Raw genomic sequence first — 19,831 nt, forward strand, 5'->3', positions numbered from 1 at the left:
ATTTCATTGTCTTTTTGTTATGCGGAACCAATAAAGAACCCTCTTTCTGCATCTTAATCAATAGCCATTTAATAAATAAAATAATTAACTTTATTTATTTCAATAATCTTTCAACGCACATTGACCCTAACCAGAAACTATTTTCAGTATAAGCTCGCCATTGGCTGAAGATTGTGATCTTCATTCTATTTCACAAAATATGAAACAGCATAAAAAACCACAAGTTAATTCAGGATATGTATTAGATTAGACAGTAATGATTGATATACAGAAAAATAATTATCGCATTGTTGAAGAAATGATATACTAACGGTTATCTTGCGTTAATGTAATGATATTTAATTTATATTCATGTGTTAATGTCGCAATAATACACTCAGGGAGTCATAACATTTCTGGGCAGAGATTTATTTTTCTCCCGGTTAAAAAATTTCCATCATTATTTTCAATATCATTAAATTAACGAATTCAATCAGACGAGCATTGATGAGATTTAATATCCTTCTAATTCTTCTTGTAATCAAAATCCTAGCGCCAACCAATCTTATTTAATCACAACGGAACGATAAAGCTCCCCCTTCATCCTGAAGAGGGAGCGCGAAACGCTTACTGGAGCAGCGAAATATCCGCAACCTGCAAGAACAATTCCCGCAATTTGCTGAGCAACGTCAGACGATTAATCCGCAGTTGCTCATCCTCCGCCATCACCATCACCTGATCGAAGAACGCGTCAACCGGTTCGCGCAGAGAAGCCAGTTCCGCCAACGCTTCCTGATATTGACCGGCGGCAAACAGCGGTTGGAGTTTATCCGTCAGCACCACCACGTGCGTCGCCAGCGTGATTTCCGCCGGATCTTTCAATACGGACGCATCCACATTCTCTTTCAGCGAATCGCTGGACTTGGCCAGAATATTGGAAACCCGCTTGTTGGCGGCTGCCAGCGCCGCCGCCGCGTCCAACGTGCGGAAGTGACTGACCGCCTTCACTCTGGCGTCAAAATCCGCCGGACGGGTCGGACGACGCGCCAATACCGCCTGAATGGTATCCACGCTGTGACCTTCTTCCTGATACCAGGCGCGGAAACGACCAAGCATAAACTCAATCACATCATCCACTACCTTGGCGTTAGTCAGCTTGTCGCCGTACAGATGCACGGCCTCTTCCGTCAGGGTCTGTAAATCCAGCGGCAAATGCTTCTCGACGATGATACGCAATACCCCCAACGCCGCACGGCGCAAGGCAAACGGATCTTTGTCGCCTTTCGGATGCTGACCGATGCCAAAAATTCCGGCCAGCGTATCCATTTTGTCGGCGATCGCCAGCGCGCAGGCGACGGAAGAAGACGGCAGGGCGTCGCCGGCAAAACGCGGTTGATACTGTTCGTTCAGCGCGACGGCCACCGCTTCCGGCTCGCCATCGTGACGCGCATAGTGCATCCCCATCACGCCTTGGGTATCGGTGAATTCAAACACCATGTTGGTCATCAGATCGCACTTGGACAGCAGACCGGCGCGGGTGGCGTGATCCACATCCGCCCCAATCCGCGCGGCGACCCAACCGGCCAGGGCCTGAATACGATCGGTTTTATCGCGCAGCGTCCCCAGTTGTTGCTGGAACAGGACGGTTTCCAGACGCGGCAGATGATCTTCCAGCCGCTTTTTACGGTCGGTGTTGAAAAAGAATTCGGCATCCGCCAGACGCGGACGCACCACCTTTTCATTACCGGAGATAATCTGTTGCGGATCACTGGATTCGATGTTGGCGACAAAAATGAAGTTTGGCAGCAGTTTGCCGCTAGGGTCATAGACCGGGAAGTATTTCTGGTCGCCCTTCATGGTATACACCAACGCTTCGGATGGCACCGCGAGGAATTTTTCTTCAAATTTCGCCGTCAGCACCACCGGCCATTCCACCAGCGAGGCGACTTCTTCCAGCAGGCTGTCGCTCAGATCGGCATTACCGCCAATTTTACGCGCCGCTTCTTCGGCATCGGCCTTGATTTTGGCTTTGCGACGTTCGTAATCCGCCATGACTTTGCCGCGCGTCAGCAGAATTTCAGGATACTGATCGGCATTATCGATAGTGAATTGCGCTTCACCCATAAAACGGTGACCACGGATGGTGCGGGCGGACTCGATGCCCAGCACCTGACCTGGGATCAGTTCGTCGCCCAGCAGCAGGGTCACCGTATGCACCGGACGCACAAACTGCGTTTCCTTGTCGCCCCAGCGCATCAGTTTCGGCACCGGCAGCTTCGCCAGCGCCGCGTTCACCATCGCGGTCAGCAAGGCCTGCGCCTGCTCGCCTTTCACCTGCGCACGGTAGAGCAACCACTCGCCTTTATCGGTTGTCAGACGCTCCGCCTGAGAAACCGTGATGCCGCAACCACGCGCCCAACCTTCAGCGGCTTTGGTCGGTTTGCCATCGGCGTCGAACGCCTGCGCTAGCGCCGGGCCGCGTTTTTCTATTTCACGATCCGGCTGCGAGGCGCTCAACGCCGCCACTTTCAGTGCCAGACGGCGCGGCGCTGCAAACCAGCGTACCTCGCCATGCGTCAATCCGGCTGCATCCAGTTCGGCGGTAAAGTGGGCGGCAAATGATTCCGCCAGATTACGCAGAGCTTTCGGCGGCAGCTCTTCCGTGCCGATTTCCACCAGAAAAGTCTTGTCAGTCATGGCTGCCTCTTAGCACTCTTTCTTATTGCACACGGTTTTATTGCACTCATTTTTATGACACATAGGGAAGCCCAGTGCTTCGCGGGACGCGTAATAGGCTTCCGCTACCGCTTTGGTCAGGGTACGAATACGCAGGATGTAGCGCTGACGCTCGGTAACGGAAATCGCTTTACGCGCATCCAGCAGGTTAAAGCTGTGCGCCGCTTTCAAAATGCGTTCGTAAGCCGGTAAAGGCAGCGGTTTTTCCAGCGCCAGCAGATGCTGCGCCTCTTTTTCATATTGTTCAAAACAGCTAAACAGGAAATCGACATCGGCGTATTCGAAGTTATAGGTCGATTGCTCGACTTCATTCTGATGGAACACATCGCCGTAAGTGGTTTTACCCAGCGGGCCGTCGCTCCAGATCAGATCGTAAACGCTGTCCACGCCCTGAATGTACATCGCCAGACGTTCCAGACCGTAAGTAATCTCACCGGTAACCGGTTTACACTCCAGACCACCCACCTGCTGGAAGTAGGTGAACTGCGTCACTTCCATGCCGTTCAGCCACACTTCCCAGCCCAGCCCCCAGGCGCCCAGCGTCGGGTTTTCCCAGTTGTCTTCCACGAAACGAATGTCATGGATAGTCGGGTCCATCCCCAACGCTTTCAGGGAGCCAAGATAGAGTTCCTGAATATTATCGGGTGATGGCTTAATCACCACCTGAAACTGGTAGTAGTGCTGCAGGCGGTTCGGGTTTTCACCGTAACGGCCATCGGTAGGACGACGCGAAGGTTGCACATAAGCGGCGGCCATCGGCTCTGGGCCTAGCGCCCGCAGACAGGTCATCGGATGTGAAGTGCCGGCGCCGACTTCCATGTCCAGCGGTTGGACAATGGTGCAGCCCTGGCGCGCCCAGTAATCCTGTAATGTCAGGATCAGGCCCTGAAAGGTCTTGGTATCAAACTTTTGCATGTTGGATTCGCACGCGATACAAGTGGGTTTACAATGAATGCGCCAGTATACCCTCTGAGTGCAAGATATACAGCCAGAATGCGGCAACAAGTTCATATCGGTGATGATTTTTCATGCGGGCAAGGGTCGCCCGCGCTTAATTACGCCCACAAGCATGACGCCCGCAAGGTTTACCCCATAAACACGGTGTGCAACATCTTCAGGCTTAACAGTAGCAGCAAAGCCGCAAACGCTTTCTTCAGGGTCGCCACCGGCAGACGATGCGCCAGCCGCGCCCCGACCGGCGCGGTGAAATAGCTGACGGCGGAAATCAACACGACCGCCGGCAGCGAGACATAGCCCACAGAGTATGCCGGCAGTCCGGTCGTCGACCAGCCGTTGATCATATATCCCAACGCCCCGGACAGCGCGATAGGCAATCCAACCGCCGCCGAGGTGCCTATCGCCTGTTGAATACGCACGTTACACCAGGTAAGAAACGGCACCGTCAGCGAACCGCCGCCAATCGCCACCAGCGCGGAAATGCCGCCGATCACCAGGCCAGCCAGCGAAATCCCCGCCGTGCCGGGCAACTGACGCTGCGGCTTAGGCTTCATGTTCAACACCATTTGCAGGGAAACGTAGGCCATAAAGCAGGAAAAAAATATCGCCAGCGCCCGCGTCGGCAACAGCGTCGCCAGCCAGGTGGCGGCGAACGTACCGAGCAGGATAGCCGGCGAAATACGCCAGACGACAGGCCACAACACCGCCTGATGCTGATGATGCGTGCGCAGACTGGAGATCGCCGTCACCACAATCGCCGCCATTGAGGTTCCCAACGCCATATGCACCAGATGCTCATTCTGCACGCCCTGGGCCGCAAACATCGCGGTAAGTATCGGCACCATGATGCCACCACCGCCAATCCCCAGTAATCCGGCCATAAAACCCACTACCGCGCCTAACATCAGATAGGCAAAAACCCACTCAACCGCCATTCCCCGTTCCCCAATCAGTCATACGTTATCGTTTTTGCAGGACAGCTTAATACGCTCACGTTGGCAGCATGATATCTGTGATCCGTAATATAAAAAGCTGGTTGCTTATACAGCACTTCAAATGTCATGATCGCGCCATATGGTTGGCGACGTCACTATCAATAACAACAACACTGCCAAATAACAACCTGCCGACAGGCCAATGCATGATAGGAAAACAAGATGAACCGTTGTGGCTGGGTGACTCAGGATGCCCTCTATCAGGACTATCACGATAATGAGTGGGGCAAACCCTGCACGGACAGCCAGGCGCTGTTCGAACTACTTTGTCTGGAAGGTCAGCAGGCCGGGCTGTCCTGGATTACCGTGTTGAAAAAGCGGGAAAATTATCGTCGCTGTTTTCATCAGTTCAATCCTGAGCGCATTGCCCGCATGACCGGGGATGACGTCACTCTGCTGCTGCAGGACAGCGGCATCATCCGTCATCGCTGAAAAATCGAAGCCATCATCACCAACGCCCGCGTCTGGCTGGAAATGGAAAATCAGGGAGAGCGCTTCTCGCATTTCATCTGGTCGTTTGTCGATCATCAGCCGTTGATGAATCGTCCCGCGTCGCTTGCCGAGGTTCCGGCTAAAACCGCCGCCTCGGATGCCATGTCAAAAGCATTGAAAAAGCGCGGCTTCAAGTTTATCGGCTCCACCATTTGCTACGCGTTTATGCAGGCGGCGGGGTTGGTGAACGACCATACCATCGACTGCTTCCGTCATCAGGAAACAGAAACGTGATACCGGCCGATTACGTATCGCCGTCCTTCCCCGGTAGCGAATAAAGCGTAAAAGTCCGGTGCAAAGGTACTACATTGGTATTATTTGATGTTACGCTATGCGTTAATTGATTACGGTGACGAGATGATTGCATCTCATTAAGGACGTACCATGGCATTCAATAAAAAGAGCCGTATCACCGGCGCGCTATACGGACAAATGTTGGGTGACGCGATGGGGATGCCATCAGAATTATGGCCGCGTTCACGCATCAAAGCTCACTTCGGCTGGATTGATCGGTTTTTGCCCGGCCCTGAAGAAAACATTGCCGCCTGTTATTTCAACACGGCGGAATATACCGACGACACCGCCATGGCCCTTGCGCTGGCAGATGCGCTAATCGAACGTGAAGGCGAGATCGATCCGGTCACCATCGGTAAACATATCCTCCACTGGGCGTTATCATTCAACGCATTCGAGAAAAATATCCTCGGACCAACCTCAAAACTGGCGCTGACCGCCTTACAGCAAGGCACCGATATCAGTGAACTGGACAACAACGGGTTAACCAACGGCGCCGCGATGCGCATTTCGCCGTTAGGTTGTCTGGCGCCCGCCCATTCCCTGGACGATTTCATCCGCGATGTCGAACTCGCTTCCAGCGCGACGCATAAATCCGATGTGGCTATCGCGGGCGCTACCGTCATCGCTTGGGCGGTATCAAAAGGGATCAAAGGCGCCTCATGGCAGGAAATCAGCGATGCGCTTCCCGCTGTCGCGAAAACGGCACAGGAAAAACGCGTCACCACCTACAGTCCTTCCATATCGGCACGGATCGCACTGGCCTTACAGACGGTGAGGGCGATGCAGGATACGGAACACGCGCTGCAAAACGTTTATGATCTGATTGGTACGGGCGCTGAAATGATTGAATCCGTTCCTGCCGCGATCGCCATGGTCGAGTTGTCCGAAACCGATCCCAATCGCTGCGCCATTCTGTGCGCCAACCTTGGCGGGGATACTGACACCATCGGCGCGATGGCGACCGCGATCTGTGGTGCGATAAATGGAATAGGCAGCATCGCGCCGCACTTCAAACAGCAGTTGGATGAAGCCAATCACATTGATATCGAACACTACAGCAGTGAGTTGCTGCGATTAAGAATGCTGCGGGAACAAGCGCTATAATAGGCGACTCAGCAACCCGCGCGCGACACAGGGCTACGCCGAAAAGAACACGTACATGTCTGAACGACAGTAATTAATGCTGTATTCGATAGGCTTGCCGGTATTATCAAACGCCAATTCTCTAACCACCAGCACCGGTAAAGACGCCGGCGTTTTGATATGCGTGATAAATTCCTGGCTGGGCGTCTGGGCGGATACCCAGCTACGAGTACGCTGCAAGATAATATTCTGGCTTTGAAAGTAGGCGTACAGCGAAACGCCAATCTGCTCCACATCGTCGATCAGACTGGCGGGAACATAAGACTCTTCAATAGAGACAGGTTCACCATCAATGTCGCGCACACGCTTGAGGATATACACCGGGCTACCCGCTGAAATATTCAGCCGTTCGGCAATATTAGGTTCACAGGGGATCCGGGCCTTTTCCAGCCAGCGAGAACCTGGTTTTTTCCCTTTCAATGCCACCTGATCGGAAAATCCCTGCGCCACACAGAGGTGATATTCCAATTGATCGTTGATATAGGTGCCGTATCCACGATTGCGGATGACGATATTTTGCGATTCCAGCAACTCAAGCGCTTTACGCACCGTGATACGTGATATCCCCAGCGCCTGAACAAACGCCCGCTCGCTCGGCAGAAAATGGCCGCCCGCCAGTTCGCCGGTTTGCACCAGCCGTTGGATCGTCTGTGAAAACTTCATGTAGAGTGGCAACTTATCCGTCTGTGTAAAGCGCACACGCAGACGTTCAATCAACGTATCGTTTGCATTCATTTCTGCTTGCATGGCTGAGGAAAAGTGCGGGGATCATAGCGCGTTTCCCCTTGCGCTTCTCCCTTTAATCACTCGCCAGTTACTCGCCGCAGACTGACGTCGGACAGGTATGGCTTGCAGTCTCCCGCTCGCTACGCGATGATTCCCACTGTTATTGCCGCTTTGCCTCCCTAACCATAACGGAGTTTTCGATGAAACCTCACGTCATTCTGTACAGAAAAATTCCTGACGACCTGCGCGCTCGCCTGGATCAACATTTCACCGTCACTGAGCTTGATGACTTCCCGGCAGCCGATCATCCCGCACTGACGCAGGCGGAAGGCTTGCTTGGCGCCGGCGGTAACGTGGATAGCGCGTTTCTGGCGCATACGCCGCGTCTGCGGGCCGCCTCCACCATCTCCGTCGGTTACGATAACTTTGATGTGGATGCCATGAATGAACAAGGGGTCGTCCTGATGCATACGCCGACCGTGTTGACCGAAACCGTGGCCGATACAGTACTGGCGCTGATGCTGGCCAGCGCCCGCCGGGTCGTGGAAGTCGCGGAACGCGTCAAAGCAGGCGAGTGGAAAAGCGGCATCGACAGCGATTGGTTCGGCACCGATGTTCATCATAAAACGCTGGGCATCCTCGGCATGGGACGCATCGGTCTGGCGGTGGCGCAGCGGGCGCATTTCGGTTTCAGCATGCCGATTCTCTACAATGCCCGTCGCCATCATCCGCAAGCGGAGGAACGTTTTGACGCCCGTTATTGCGATTTGGATACGCTGCTCGCCCAATCGGATTTTCTGTGCATTACGCTGCCGCTGACCACTGAGACGAAAAATCTGATTGGCCGCGAGCAACTGGCCAAAATGAAGTCCAGCGCGATCCTGATTAATATTGGCCGTGGCGCGGTGGTGGATGAAAATGCCCTGATCGAAGCGCTCAGCAACGGCAACCTCCACGCAGCCGGTCTGGATGTGTTCGTTAAGGAACCGCTGCCAGTGGATTCACCGCTGTTAAGCCTGCCCAACGTGGTGGCGCTGCCTCACATTGGCTCAGCCACCCATGACACGCGCTATGACATGGCGGCTTGCGCGGTGGATAATCTGATTGCCGCGTTAACCGGCACGGTCGAAGAAAACTGCGTCAACCCGCAGGTGCTGAAATAGCGCGTGGTGAATGCGGTGAAAAAAGCAAGGCTGCGCGACGGCGGCCTTGCCGAAAACCGGGTTCACTCAACCGCAATCGGTTTTTCCGTCAGCGTGGTTTTATTCTCTCCCTGAATAGCATACACTTTTTGTTCTGTTTTCTGAACGGCGTCCGCGCTGTCGAGCAAACTGTAAGTCAGTTCAAATTCGGTACTTTGCCCCGGCTGAAGCTGTTTCACCCGTCCTTGTTCCCGCTCAATGGTAACCGGATAGGCGTAGTTGGTGCCGGGTTCGATGCCGGTAACATAACCCTGCCGCACGGTATCGGTGTTTTTCCACAATGTGAGCAACGGCAATTGGCGGGTATCAAATTCGATCGATACGCCTTTGTCGCTTGCGCGGTTTACCAGCGCCGCCAGTGTCTTGCCCTGTTTATCGGCATAAGGCGTCAGATTAAACACCATTTCGTCGAAGTCTTTGGTTGGGCCCTTATATGCTTGCCATTCCTGTAACCCGGCCTTGGCGTAATCATTAAAAGGCGAAATTTCTTTTACCGGGGCGATAAACCGCGCGCCCTCTTCGAGGATCGGCGTACCAAAATTACTGTGATAGATAATCTGATAATCACGGGCATAGTCCGCTTTATTCGTCAGCACATCATGTACGGTAAAGGATGTGCTGCCTGGGGTATAACGCAGTTCAGTCCAGGTTTCCAGATTGGCTTGCTTGAAGCTGCTCTCTTTCAACAGTCCGCGGATGGTTATCTGATAAGGCGCTTTTTCACTGACGTCCACCACTACTTTTGAGGCTGGCGTGTTGCCGGCGCGACCGTGCAACGTATAAATCATGCCGTTATCCACAACCGGATGACCAGTCCACTCATAGCCGCAACGCACCATCATTTCATTGAAGCCTTCCAGCCAGCCCAGCCCGTTACGGCTTTCCAGATTAATGCTATTCGGGTTGACCACCTCCTTCACCGGCGAATCCCATCCCAGACGGATGTTCTTGCCCGTTACGTGCAGCAAATCCATACCCCGGCTTGGGCTGAGTACAATTTTCAACCCATTCTGGCTATTGATGGTAATGATTTTACTGCCTTCCTGACGCCCGCCGTGCAAGACGGTCTGCTCAATGCTGAAATGCTGATCTTTAACCTTCAGCGCGTCGCTGCTGATTTGCCAATTTCCCTTTTCCACACTGCTTTCAGCATCTGTCAGCACGAACGTCTGGGCAGAGAGTTGCCACGAAGTCAGCGCCAATGCGATCCCCATCACCGGTAATTTTTTCATTTCATGATCCCTTATTGCTGAATTGATTTAGCTTATGCAAATCAAGACTACAAATCTGTCCGTTGCCAGAATGTGACAGCTATCACCAGATGGAAAAATTCTGTGTTGTTGCGAGTTTTTCGCAATCAAGATCACGATTACATTAAATATCACCGTATTCCTTGCACTATAAATGGGAAATGGATCGGCTATTCCTGATATCGATTCAGCTTTTGGCCGGAAAATCGCCGCGCCTGCCACCGTCATGACGACAACGTTCAGCAGATTGCCGACAACAGCGGCGAATGACTGAACCATCCGCCGCTTTTCAGACAATAATGCTAAGTCACCACCAGAAAAGCAGTTAAATATATGAAATGGCCGATTTCAAGCCACATTGCACACTGGCCGCGCACAGGCTATGGTTGCCACTTACCCATGTATGAACAGTTACTGACAAACTATGAACTTTTCTCTTTTCGGCAACAAATTCACCCGTCATGCAGGCATCACCCAGCTTATGGACGATCTGAACGAGGGACTGCGCACGCCGGGAGCCATCATGCTGGGGGGCGGCAATCCGGCGCATATTCCGGCGATGGATACCTATTTCCAGCAACTCTGTCAGGAGATGCTGGAGCAGGGGAAACTGACCGAGGCGCTATGCAATTACGATGGCCCACAGGGAAAAGATACGTTGCTCAGCACCCTGGCTGACCTGCTGCAGGATGAATTAGGCTGGCAGATTGGACCACAGAATATTGCTCTGACAAATGGCAGTCAGAGTGCATTTTTCTACTTATTTAATCTGTTTGCCGGTCGTCACACCGATGGCAGTCTGAAAAAAGTGCTGTTTCCACTGGCCCCAGAATATATCGGTTACAGTGATTCCGGCCTGGATGAAAACATGTTTGTGTCCGTGCGTCCGCAAATCGAGTTGTTAGCGGAAGGGCAATTCAAGTATCACGTGGATTTTGATCACCTGTCGATCACCGAGGATATCGGGCTTATCTGCGTTTCACGCCCAACCAACCCGACCGGCAACGTACTGACGGATGACGAACTGATGCACCTCGATATTCTGGCGCAGCAGCATAATGTTCCGTTGCTGATCGACAATGCCTACGGGGTGCCGTTCCCCGGTATTATTTTCAGCGATGCCACGCCGTTGTGGAACCCCAACATCATCCTGTGTATGAGCCTGTCCAAACTGGGGCTGCCCGGTTCACGCTGCGGTATTGTGATTGCCGATGAAAAGGTCATTTCCGCCATTGGCAACATGAACGGCATCATCAGCCTGTCGCCAGGGGCGATTGGACCGGCGCAGCGATTTGCTGCGGCTTTCCAATGAAGTGGTTCGTCCGTTCTATCAGCGGCGCGTCGGTGAAACGATCGCCCTCATTCGGCGTTACCTCTCCCCCGAACAGTGTCTGATTCACAAACCAGAAGGGGCGATTTTCCTCTGGCTGTGGTTCAAGGATCTGCCTATCACCACGGAATTGCTGTATCAGCGGTTGAAGAAACGCGGGGTACTGATGGTGCCGGGCCACTATTTCTTCCCCGGTCTGGAACAGGACTGGCCGCACGCCCATCAATGCCTGCGGATGAATTACGTGCCTGAGCCCGACAAAATCGAGCGCGGGATTGCGATTCTGGCGGAGGAGATCGAGAAGGCGATGGCGCACGGGTAAGCGTGCGGAATATTTTCTGCATGAGGTGACGTCATCATATTTGTTTGGCGCGCAACTTACTTGCGCACCAAACCGCCTCTTACTTGTACTTCCACTTCTTCTACTGGTCTTTTACTGCGCCCCTCTCCCCGCCACACCCGCAGTCTCCAGCACCGCATGCAGCAAGACATTGGCCCCGGCGGTGACATGCTCCGGTGAGGCATACTCGATTTCGTTGTGGCTGATGCCGTCTTTGCACGGAATAAAAATCATCCCCGTCGGCGCCAGTTCAGCAACGTACACGGCATCATGTCCCGCGCCGGAAACAATATCGATATTGGAATAACCCAGCAGATCGGCGGCCCGCCGCACCGCGTCTTTGCATTCGGGATGAAAGGGCGCGGCACGATACTGAGAAACCTGCGTCAGTTGAATATCCAACCCGGTTTCCGCCGCCACAGACTGGATATACGCTTTCAACGCGGCATCCATTTCATCCACCAGCGCATCGGTAAGATTGCGCAAATCGATGGAGAACTTCACGCTGCCCGGCACGACGTTACGGCTGTTCGGATGCACCTGCACCATCCCCACTGTGCCGCGACCATGAGGGGCAAAGCGGTCGGCAATGGCGATCACCGCCTGCATAATGCGGGTGGACACCTGTAATGCGTCTTTACGCAGCGCCATCGGCGTTGGACCGGCATGGGATTCCATCCCCGTCACCACGCAGTCATACCAGCGAATACCCAGCACCGCCTGCACCACGCCGATGGTAATATCCTGATCTTCCAGTATCGGCCCTTGTTCAATGTGCGCTTCAAAATACGCGCCAATCGGATGATCGCCAGGGGTTTGCGGTCCGGCATAGCCGATTTTCGTCAGTTCGTCCCCCACGCTTTTGCCATCCACATCCACTGCGGCATACGCCTGTTCCAGCGAGAACACGCCCGCAAACACGCCGGAGCCCATCATTACCGGGACAAAACGAGAGCCTTCTTCGTTAGTCCAGAACACCATCTCCACCGGCGCTTCGGTTTCAATCCGCTGATCATTCAACGTGCGGATCACTTCCAGCGCCGCCAGTACGCCAAAATTGCCGTCGAACTTGCCGCCGGTCGGCTGTGTATCAATGTGGCTTCCCGCCACCACTGGCGGCAGCGCATTATTATGGCCGGGACGACGCATAAACACATTACCGATCTTATCGATCTCGACCGACAATCCGGCAGCCTTGCCCCAGTTCACCACCAAATCCCGTCCCTGACGATCCAAATTTGTCAGCGTCAACCGGCACACGCCGCCTTTGGGCGTCGCGCCGATAACAGCCAGATCCATCAGCGACTGCCACAGACGTTCGCCATCGACACGCAGATCGGTAATATCCGTCCCTTTTTTCGTTGCCGATAACACTTCACTATTCATCTCATTATTCATCGCGGTTTTCCTCTTGAATGGAACGCGGTCACAGGCGGTCAGCGCAGGACGGCCTTAGGCGCCAGCAAACGCTCGCGTAGCGCGCCGGCTTGGAAATCCGGGCCAAAGGCCGGACGTTTGATATAGCGTCCGGCGCCTGCCTGCGCACGCAGATCGCCATCCGCCCACACGACCACGCCATGACTGACGGTATAGGTCGGGATACCGTGCACGGTGCGGCCCTCAAAGACATTGAAGTCATTTTTCGAGTGGTGTGTCTTCGCCGATATCGTCTTGCTGCCCTCGGGATCCCACACCACCAGATCGGCGTCGGCGCCGACGCAAACGCGGCCTTTGCGCGGATAAATATTGAACAGGCGAGCGGTATTGGCCGAAGTAATGGCGACAAACTCGCTGGGCGTCAGGCGACCGGTATTCACGCCCGCATCCCAGATAACCGACAACCGTTCTTCAACGCCGCCGCAACCATTGGGGATCTTGGCGAAATTATCTTTGCCCGCCGCTTTCTGGCTGGCGCAGAAAGTACAGTGATCAGTCGCCGTGGTGTGCAACTGGCCGGATTGCAGCCCGCGCCACAGCGCTTCCTGATGCGCTTTAGGGCGAAACGGCGGGCTCATGACATGCGCGGCGGCCTGATTGAAATCAGGATGACGATACACGCTGTCATCCACCACCAGATGTCCGGCCAGCACTTCCCCATAGACGCGCTGACCACGCGCACGGGCGCGCGCGATCGCGTCGGCCGATTCCATGCAGGAAACGTGCACCACATAGATGGGCACGCCCAGAACGTCGGCAATGGAAATCGCACGGCTGGCCGCCTCGCCTTCCACTTCCGGCGGACGCGACAACGGATGGCCTTCCGGCCCGGTAATGCCGCGCTTGATCATTTCCTGTTGCAGCAGATAAACCATTTCCCCGTTTTCCGCATGTATCGTGGGCATGGCCCCCAGTTCCAGCGAGCGGCGAAAACTGTTCATCAGCGTTTCATCGTCGCACATGATGGCATTTTTATAGGCCATAAAGTGCTTGAAGCTGTTGACGCCCTCTTCCCGCACCAGCGTCCCCATATCCCGATGGACGCTTTCATCCCACCAGGTAATGGCGACATGAAAGCTGTAATCCGCGGCGGCTTTTTCCGCCCAGCCGCGCCAGTCCCGGTATGCTTCCATCAGGGGTTGCTGCGGATTGGGAATAACAAAATCGATAATCGTCGTGGTGCCGCCCGCCAGACCCGCGGCGGTGCCGCTGTAGAAATCATCCACCGTAACGGTGCCCATAAACGGAAAGTTCATGTGGGTGTGGGGATCGATCCCCCCCGGCATCACATACTGGCCGCCCGCATCAATCACCTCGGCATCCGCTGGCGCCTGTCGCGCGGCATCCTCGCCCACCGCGACGATGACGCCGTCCGCGCACAAGACGTCGGCACGAAACATCCGATCGGCGTTGACCAACGTACCGCCTTTGATTAACAGGTTATGACTCATCATTATCCCCCTCATTTTGCTGATCATGGCCGCTGAACGGCCCGATGTGGCATGGACATCAAGCAACGATTCGATCGTTCAGGCCGTGGTCGCCATTGGATTATTCGGGTGCGTCGTCCAGTTGGCGTACTCTCCGCTCACGGTTTTTCCGGTACGCAAATCCACTTCTCCCGGTTGCAAGCTGCGCATGGAAATGCAGTTTTCCACCGGACAAATGGAGACGCACAGATTGCAGCCGACGCAATCCTCCTCCTTCACCTCGTAATGACGTTCGCCATTTTTCACGCGGGTAATGGCCTGATGCGAGGTATCTTCACAGGCCAGATGGCAGCGTCCGCATTTAATGCACTGCGACTGGTCGATAACCGCCTTGTCGATGTGATTGAGGTTGAGGTAGCGCCAGTCCGTTACCGAGCCGACGGCACGGCCACGAAAATCGTCCAGTGTGCGGTAACCCTGTTCGTCCATAAAATTGGCCAGGCCGCTGACCATGTCACGCACAATCTGGAAGCCATGCACCATCACCGCGGTACAGACCTGCACCGTGCCGCAGCCCAGCGCGATAAATTCGGCGGCGTCACGCCAGGTGGCGATCCCGCCGATACCGGACATCGGCAAGCCGCGCGTCAACGCATCACGCGCGATTTCCGCCACCATATTCAAGGCGATAGGCTTGACCGCCGGACCACAATATCCCCCATGCGAACCTTTGCCGCCGGTATTGGGATGAATGCTCATCTGCTCCAGATCCACGCCCATCACCGAGTTGATGGTGTTAATCAACGACACCGCATCACCGCCGCCGTGCAACGCGGCGCGCGCCGGGTAGCGGATATCATTGACATTGGGCGTGAGCTTGACGATCACCGGCAGGCGACAATACTGTTTGCACCAGCGGGTGACCATTTCGATGTACTCCGGCACCTGTCCCACCGCCGCGCCCATGCCGCGTTCGCTCATGCCATGCGGACAACCAAAGTTAAGTTCAATGCCGTCGGCGCCGGTTTGTTCCACCAGCGGCAGAATGGATTTCCAGGCATCTTCCTCGCAAGGCACCATGATCGACACAATCATGGCCCGATCGGGCCAGTTGCGCTTCACGCGAGCGATTTCTTCCAGATTGGTATCCAGCGAACGGTCGGTAATCAGTTCGATGTTGTTCAGGCCGATAATGCGCCGATCCGTGGTGCGCAGGGTGCTGTAGCGCGGCCCGTTGACGTTGACCACATGCGGGTCCTGTCCCAGCGTTTTCCAGACCACCCCGCCCCAGCCCGCTTCAAAAGCTCGCACAACGTTGTACTCTTTATCGGTCGGCGGCGCGGAAGCCAGCCAGAAAGGATTGGGGCTTTTGATACCCAAAAAGTGACTACTGAGATCAGCCATGTTGATACTCCCGCGAGTTCATTGAAGGTTTGCCGGACAGCGCTTGATGGGCTTCGGGACGCAGTACCGCGTCGATGGACTTCGCCGCCGCTTTACCCTGTCGCACCGCATCGACCGTCAGATCCAACCCGTCCGCGCAACAGTCGCCGCCCGCCCACACCCCGGCCAGCGAGGTGCGTCCCTGTTCATCCGTCGCGATACGGCCCGCTTTCAGGGCGATCGACGCCCCGGTCAGGCTGGCGTCATAGGTCTGCCCGATCGCCTTCAGCGCCATATCGGCAGGCAAGGTGAAGGTTTCGCCGGTTGCCGTCAGCGCGCCGGACTGCAACTGCATCATCATGAACGACGCCGCCTTCACTTTGCCGTTCTCCCCTTCAATTGCTTGCGGCTCCGCCCAATGGCGGATAGCGACGCCGTTGGTTTTCGCCCATGCCTGCTCGTATGGCGAGGCTTTCATGTCCTGTTCGCCACGGCGATAGACCATCGTGACCTCGCGCGCGCCCAGCTTTTTCGCCTGTACCGCGGCGTCCACGGCGGTCATGCCGCCGCCGATGACCACCACGTTACGCCCGATGGCGACCGCGCCGGGATGCGCGGCCTGACGCAACCGTGCAATAAAATCCACCGCTTCGCACACCCCCTCCAGCGGCGTTTCCTCCACACCAAGCGCATTCACGCCGCCCAGCCCCATGCTGAGGAATACCGCGTCATAATCCTGACGCAGCGCCTCCAGCGTGATGTGCTGTCCCAGACGATGGTTAAGACGCAACTCAATGCCGCCGATCGATAACAACCAGGCGATTTCACGCTGGGCGAAATCGCCGGTGGTCTTGTAGATTGCCAGCCCGTACTCATTCAACCCGCCGGGTTTATCGTTGGCATCGAACACCACCACGTGATGCCCGCTCTGCGCCAGGCGGTGCGCAACGGTCAGTCCCGCCGGCCCCACTCCGACCACCGCTACTTTTTTACCGGTTGGCGCGGCGCGGCTGAACAAGGGCTGACCGGGATTGGAGAGATAGGCGTCGGTGGCATAACGCTGCAATAGGCCGATTTGTACCGGCTTGCCATCCTGCTGATTGCGCACGCAGGCTTGCTCGCACAAGGTTTCGGTCGGACACACTCGCGCGCACATGCCCCCCAGCACGTTCTCGCTCAGAATGGCCTGCGCCGCGCCGCGAACATTGTCCTGCGCGATGCGATGAATAAAGCTCGGCACGTCAATGTCCGCCGGACAAGAATGGGTACAAGGGGCGTCATAGCAGTAATAGCAACGTTCGGATTCGATCACGGCCTGAATTTTGCTGAGCGGCGCGGCGCTATCGCTAAAGTTATCGGCATATTCCGCGTCGCTGAGTCGGCCAGCCTGAATACCCGGCGCATCAATGCCGACTGGCGATAAAGTTTTCATGCGGCGTACTCCTGTGGCTGGATACAATCAAGGTCACGAGGGCAGCGCATCGGTAACTCGCGCCATAATCTGCCGATACGGTTTTGCTGTCGCTGGCTCATGGTGGTTCTCCCGTTAACGTCGGATGAAGGGAAAGGCCGGCGGCGCCACGCCTTGCGTAAAATCTTGACCGATTGGTTAAGTTTTCCGATCCAACCATGCGATTTATGTGCCATTTCTTCAGAAACGATCAATAACCCCAAAAACAAGGCGTTACCGGGTCATAACTTTTCACGATGACGGATTTTATGGATCGTTTCGGTGCAGATTGCTCCGCTATTGACGAAGATTGCGCCAACAAAGGGAGCATCAATCAGGAAAGGCGCGGAAAGCGCGTTTAAGACCGGGAGACAAAGCGGGAAAAACCGATTAAGGGTTCAATGCGTCCTTAAGGCCGCACATTCTGAACACGCTGGTCAACACATGGTTCATCGCCCGCTGGCGCGCCCAGGGTTCATCAGCCTCGCTGCCCAGCACCGCAGCGATCTGAATATCGAAATCCGCGTAAGTCTGCGTGATGGCCCAGATGGAGAAGAAAAGATGTTTACTGTCCAGCGACGCCAGCAGCCCTTGTTCAACCCAACCATCAATAACCGCCGCTTTACTGTCAACCAGATCGTGGAGTTGTGTACGCAGCAGGTCATGCACCATCGGCGCGCCTTGCAGCAATTCATTGGCAAACAACTTCGAGGCGTAGGGACGTTCAAAGGTTAACGTCATCTTTTCCCGTACATATTGTGCAATCGCCGTGCGGGGATCAGCCTGCGGCTGAAAATGTTCCAGTGGCGCCAGCCAGTCATGCAGAATACCGTCCAACACGCGCAGATAAAGATTTTGCTTATTGCCAAAATAGTAATGCAGGTTCGGTTTAGGCAAAGCGGCTTCTTCGGCAATCAACGCCATCGTGGTGCCTTTAAAACCAAAGCGGGCAAACACGCGCTCCGCCGCCAGCAGAATAATCGCTTCATTATCCAGCCGGATACGGCCTTTTACCGCTTCATCGGCCAGCGTCTGTTTTAGCATCTGCAACTCCTTTCCAACCATTCATATCACTCTACCTGAATTATGTGGTGCAAGACACACGCCAAAATCGACAAAAAAGTCGCGCAGCCACTGCCCATCGCCATCTGTAATGGTCAATTAAAACCGGACACTAATTTAGGCACATTGTTATAATCGGCGTTCATATTCATCCGGCGATATATTTCCCAGCATGTAATGCTGACGCTTTAGATTATAAAAATTGTCGATATCATCGATGACGTCTGCAATGCCCTGACTTCGGATTTCATAGCGACGGTAGTCAACTCTCTCTGCTTTCAGACTGCGGAAGAACCTCTCCGTAACGGCATTATCCAGACAGTTACCCTTATGTGCTCCTTCCCGCATGTCGATACCGTATTCAAGAGCCAGCCCACGTATCTGATTAATCAATGCAGTCCGGTTCTTCATCAACCGTTGGCGTACCCGGTGCAGACACGGCATATCCTGTTGTTCGATGCTTTTACCAGGAACATAACGCCTCCAGGAACGGCAGGCGGCTTCAACAATCACAACGATAAAAATGAGGTCAGACCATATTTTTGTAGAAGTGTTTCTCGTTTACACCGGTTTTATCACCTGTACACAAATCAATTGCACAGCGAGTTGGCTCAAACGCAAAAAATGCTCTGACAGGATTATCTACATGCTGGCATGCCACGTACAAATCTACTAAGGGAATCGAACCAAAGGAACGAACCGGATATTTTTTCTTGCATGTGGAACTATTATTTTGATTTAAAAGCAAAAATACGGGTCAAGCCACGGGGCCTGACAACACCTACGATTAAAATTTATGCTATATTTCAACTTAATAGAAAGCTGAATGAGTCCGGGGGATCTGTTTTTCTTTTTTGCCGCCTGCGCATACTGCTCCACTTCAACCGGTTTTTCTGACGATGGGGCGGCATGACCAACAGGCTTAGCGACATACATGCTCATTTGCCCAATATTGGTCTGCGGGTCTGCTTCCGTTCCCGCGTCCGTACGGCCTGCGCGACGTAAACAGGGTATTGCAAACACGGGTTCCATTGCCAGCATCGGTGTTAGCGCCAACAGCGGAGAACGATTCAACACCGCCTGTTTTGCGCATTCCTGCACCGGAGATTTATAGGGCGTATCACCAATAATGACGTTGCTGCTGCCCGAGATAATCACGCCGCCAACTAATCCCATCACCAATGCGGGCTGCGGGTTTGCCATTGATAAAGACGGTCGGCCTTCAGCAATAACGCGCGAGTGCATGCCGTGTGGTTTATCAGGACAAGGACAACCATGAAACTGAACGGTGTCTCCTTTACGGGCGGCGGGCTGACCGTTGATGGTGACATCAGGGCTGCCTTCAATGATCGGAGTTTCCGGGAAGCAGTCATGACCACTTCCGATATCGTTAAGACGGGCGGCACCCGGCATCGTCATTCTCCTTTGACTATTCTCCTTTGACTATGGATATATCCGTTTTGACCTTTCCCAGCAATAACGGACACGAGACTAAGTGACCATTATTATCTTGGAGGCTGTCATCGTTCCTTATTTCAATATGATCTTATTGCATCACATAGGACTGAAAAAAGAATAGAGAAATATTGAGACAGGTAAACCTTACGCAGTAGTCGGATGCA

General features: G+C 54.3%; 12 protein-coding genes and 5 pseudogenes. 4 read left to right on the forward strand and 13 right to left on the reverse strand.

Annotated elements, in window-relative coordinates:
• Nucleotides 1-606: 606 nt before the first annotated feature.
• The 3 genes from glyS to DES54_RS05675 form a co-directional block, all read right to left on the reverse strand.
• Nucleotides 607-2,676, reverse strand: coding sequence for a glycine--tRNA ligase subunit beta (gene glyS, locus DES54_RS05665; RefSeq protein ID WP_113865625.1), 2,070 nt, complete (start codon nucleotides 2,674-2,676; stop codon nucleotides 607-609).
• A gap of 9 nt (nucleotides 2,677-2,685) precedes the next feature.
• Nucleotides 2,686-3,630, reverse strand: a complete 945-nt coding sequence (gene glyQ / locus DES54_RS05670; RefSeq protein ID WP_113865626.1) for a glycine--tRNA ligase subunit alpha — start codon at nucleotides 3,628-3,630, stop codon at nucleotides 2,686-2,688.
• A gap of 170 nt (nucleotides 3,631-3,800) precedes the next feature.
• Nucleotides 3,801-4,607, reverse strand: a complete 807-nt coding sequence (locus DES54_RS05675; RefSeq protein ID WP_113865627.1) for a sulfite exporter TauE/SafE family protein — start codon at nucleotides 4,605-4,607, stop codon at nucleotides 3,801-3,803.
• A 222-nt stretch (nucleotides 4,608-4,829) separates the two neighbouring features.
• On the opposite strand from DES54_RS05675, the pseudogene DES54_RS05680 reads away from it, so the two are divergent.
• Both DES54_RS05680 and DES54_RS05685 read left to right on the forward strand, forming a co-directional pair.
• Nucleotides 4,830-5,393: pseudogene (locus tag DES54_RS05680) on the forward strand (DNA-3-methyladenine glycosylase I).
• Nucleotides 5,394-5,543: 150 nt separating this feature from the next.
• Nucleotides 5,544-6,560 (forward strand): ADP-ribosylglycohydrolase family protein, encoded by a 1,017-nt coding sequence (locus DES54_RS05685; RefSeq protein WP_113865628.1) that lies wholly within the window; start codon nucleotides 5,544-5,546, stop codon nucleotides 6,558-6,560.
• 33 nt (nucleotides 6,561-6,593) lie between these two features.
• On the opposite strand, the gene DES54_RS05690 is transcribed toward DES54_RS05685, so the two are convergent.
• The gene (locus tag DES54_RS05690) at nucleotides 6,594-7,334 is read right to left on the reverse strand and encodes a GntR family transcriptional regulator (RefSeq protein WP_113865676.1); all 741 of its coding nucleotides are present in this window, start codon (nucleotides 7,332-7,334) and stop codon (nucleotides 6,594-6,596) included.
• A 191-nt stretch (nucleotides 7,335-7,525) separates the two neighbouring features.
• Here DES54_RS05690 and ghrB point away from each other — a divergent pair, with 191 nt between their 5' ends.
• Nucleotides 7,526-8,488: a glyoxylate/hydroxypyruvate reductase GhrB gene (gene ghrB, locus DES54_RS05695; RefSeq protein ID WP_113865629.1), complete on the forward strand. Its 963-nt coding sequence runs from the start codon at nucleotides 7,526-7,528 to the stop codon at nucleotides 8,486-8,488.
• Nucleotides 8,489-8,550: 62 nt separating this feature from the next.
• Here the strand turns inward: ghrB and DES54_RS05700 are convergent, their stop codons facing one another.
• Entirely contained in the window at nucleotides 8,551-9,759 is a 1,209-nt protein-coding gene (locus tag DES54_RS05700) for an aldose 1-epimerase family protein (protein WP_113865630.1), read from the reverse strand.
• A gap of 442 nt (nucleotides 9,760-10,201) precedes the next feature.
• Between DES54_RS05700 and DES54_RS05710 the strand changes: the two are divergent.
• Nucleotides 10,202-11,429 (forward strand): annotated as a pseudogene (locus tag DES54_RS05710) (valine--pyruvate transaminase).
• A gap of 111 nt (nucleotides 11,430-11,540) precedes the next feature.
• Here DES54_RS05710 and DES54_RS05715 read toward each other — a convergent pair.
• The 8 genes and pseudogenes from DES54_RS05715 to DES54_RS19350 form a co-directional block, all read right to left on the reverse strand.
• Nucleotides 11,541-12,833 carry a Zn-dependent hydrolase gene (locus tag DES54_RS05715; protein WP_113865677.1) on the reverse strand — a complete coding sequence of 431 codons (1,293 nt, stop codon included), beginning with the start codon at nucleotides 12,831-12,833 and terminating at the stop codon, nucleotides 11,541-11,543.
• A gap of 50 nt (nucleotides 12,834-12,883) precedes the next feature.
• On the reverse strand, nucleotides 12,884-14,335 hold the full coding sequence (gene hydA / locus DES54_RS05720) for a dihydropyrimidinase (RefSeq protein ID WP_113865632.1): 1,452 nt from the start codon (nucleotides 14,333-14,335) through the stop codon (nucleotides 12,884-12,886).
• A gap of 78 nt (nucleotides 14,336-14,413) precedes the next feature.
• The gene (gene preA / locus DES54_RS05725) at nucleotides 14,414-15,718 is read right to left on the reverse strand and encodes an NAD-dependent dihydropyrimidine dehydrogenase subunit PreA (protein ID WP_113865633.1); all 1,305 of its coding nucleotides are present in this window, start codon (nucleotides 15,716-15,718) and stop codon (nucleotides 14,414-14,416) included.
• Nucleotides 15,711-17,129: an NAD(P)-dependent oxidoreductase gene (locus DES54_RS05730; protein WP_113865634.1), complete on the reverse strand. Its 1,419-nt coding sequence runs from the start codon at nucleotides 17,127-17,129 to the stop codon at nucleotides 15,711-15,713. The genes preA and DES54_RS05730 overlap by 8 nt, the downstream gene beginning before the upstream one ends.
• 408 nt (nucleotides 17,130-17,537) lie before the next feature.
• Entirely contained in the window at nucleotides 17,538-18,191 is a 654-nt protein-coding gene (locus DES54_RS05735) for a TetR/AcrR family transcriptional regulator (protein WP_113865635.1), read from the reverse strand.
• Nucleotides 18,192-18,560: 369 nt separating this feature from the next.
• A pseudogene (locus DES54_RS05740) lies at nucleotides 18,561-18,719 on the reverse strand (IS110 family transposase); the annotation flags it as partial.
• A 19-nt stretch (nucleotides 18,720-18,738) separates the two neighbouring features.
• Nucleotides 18,739-18,861: pseudogene (locus tag DES54_RS19420) on the reverse strand (type II toxin-antitoxin system RelE/ParE family toxin); the annotation flags it as partial.
• A gap of 383 nt (nucleotides 18,862-19,244) precedes the next feature.
• Nucleotides 19,245-19,622 (reverse strand): annotated as a pseudogene (locus DES54_RS19350) (PAAR domain-containing protein); the annotation flags it as partial.
• Between the last annotated feature and the right edge of the window lie 209 nt (nucleotides 19,623-19,831).

The organism is Brenneria salicis ATCC 15712 = DSM 30166, assembly GCF_003315515.1.
In the GTDB taxonomy this organism is placed as follows: domain Bacteria; phylum Pseudomonadota; class Gammaproteobacteria; order Enterobacterales; family Enterobacteriaceae; genus Brenneria; species Brenneria salicis.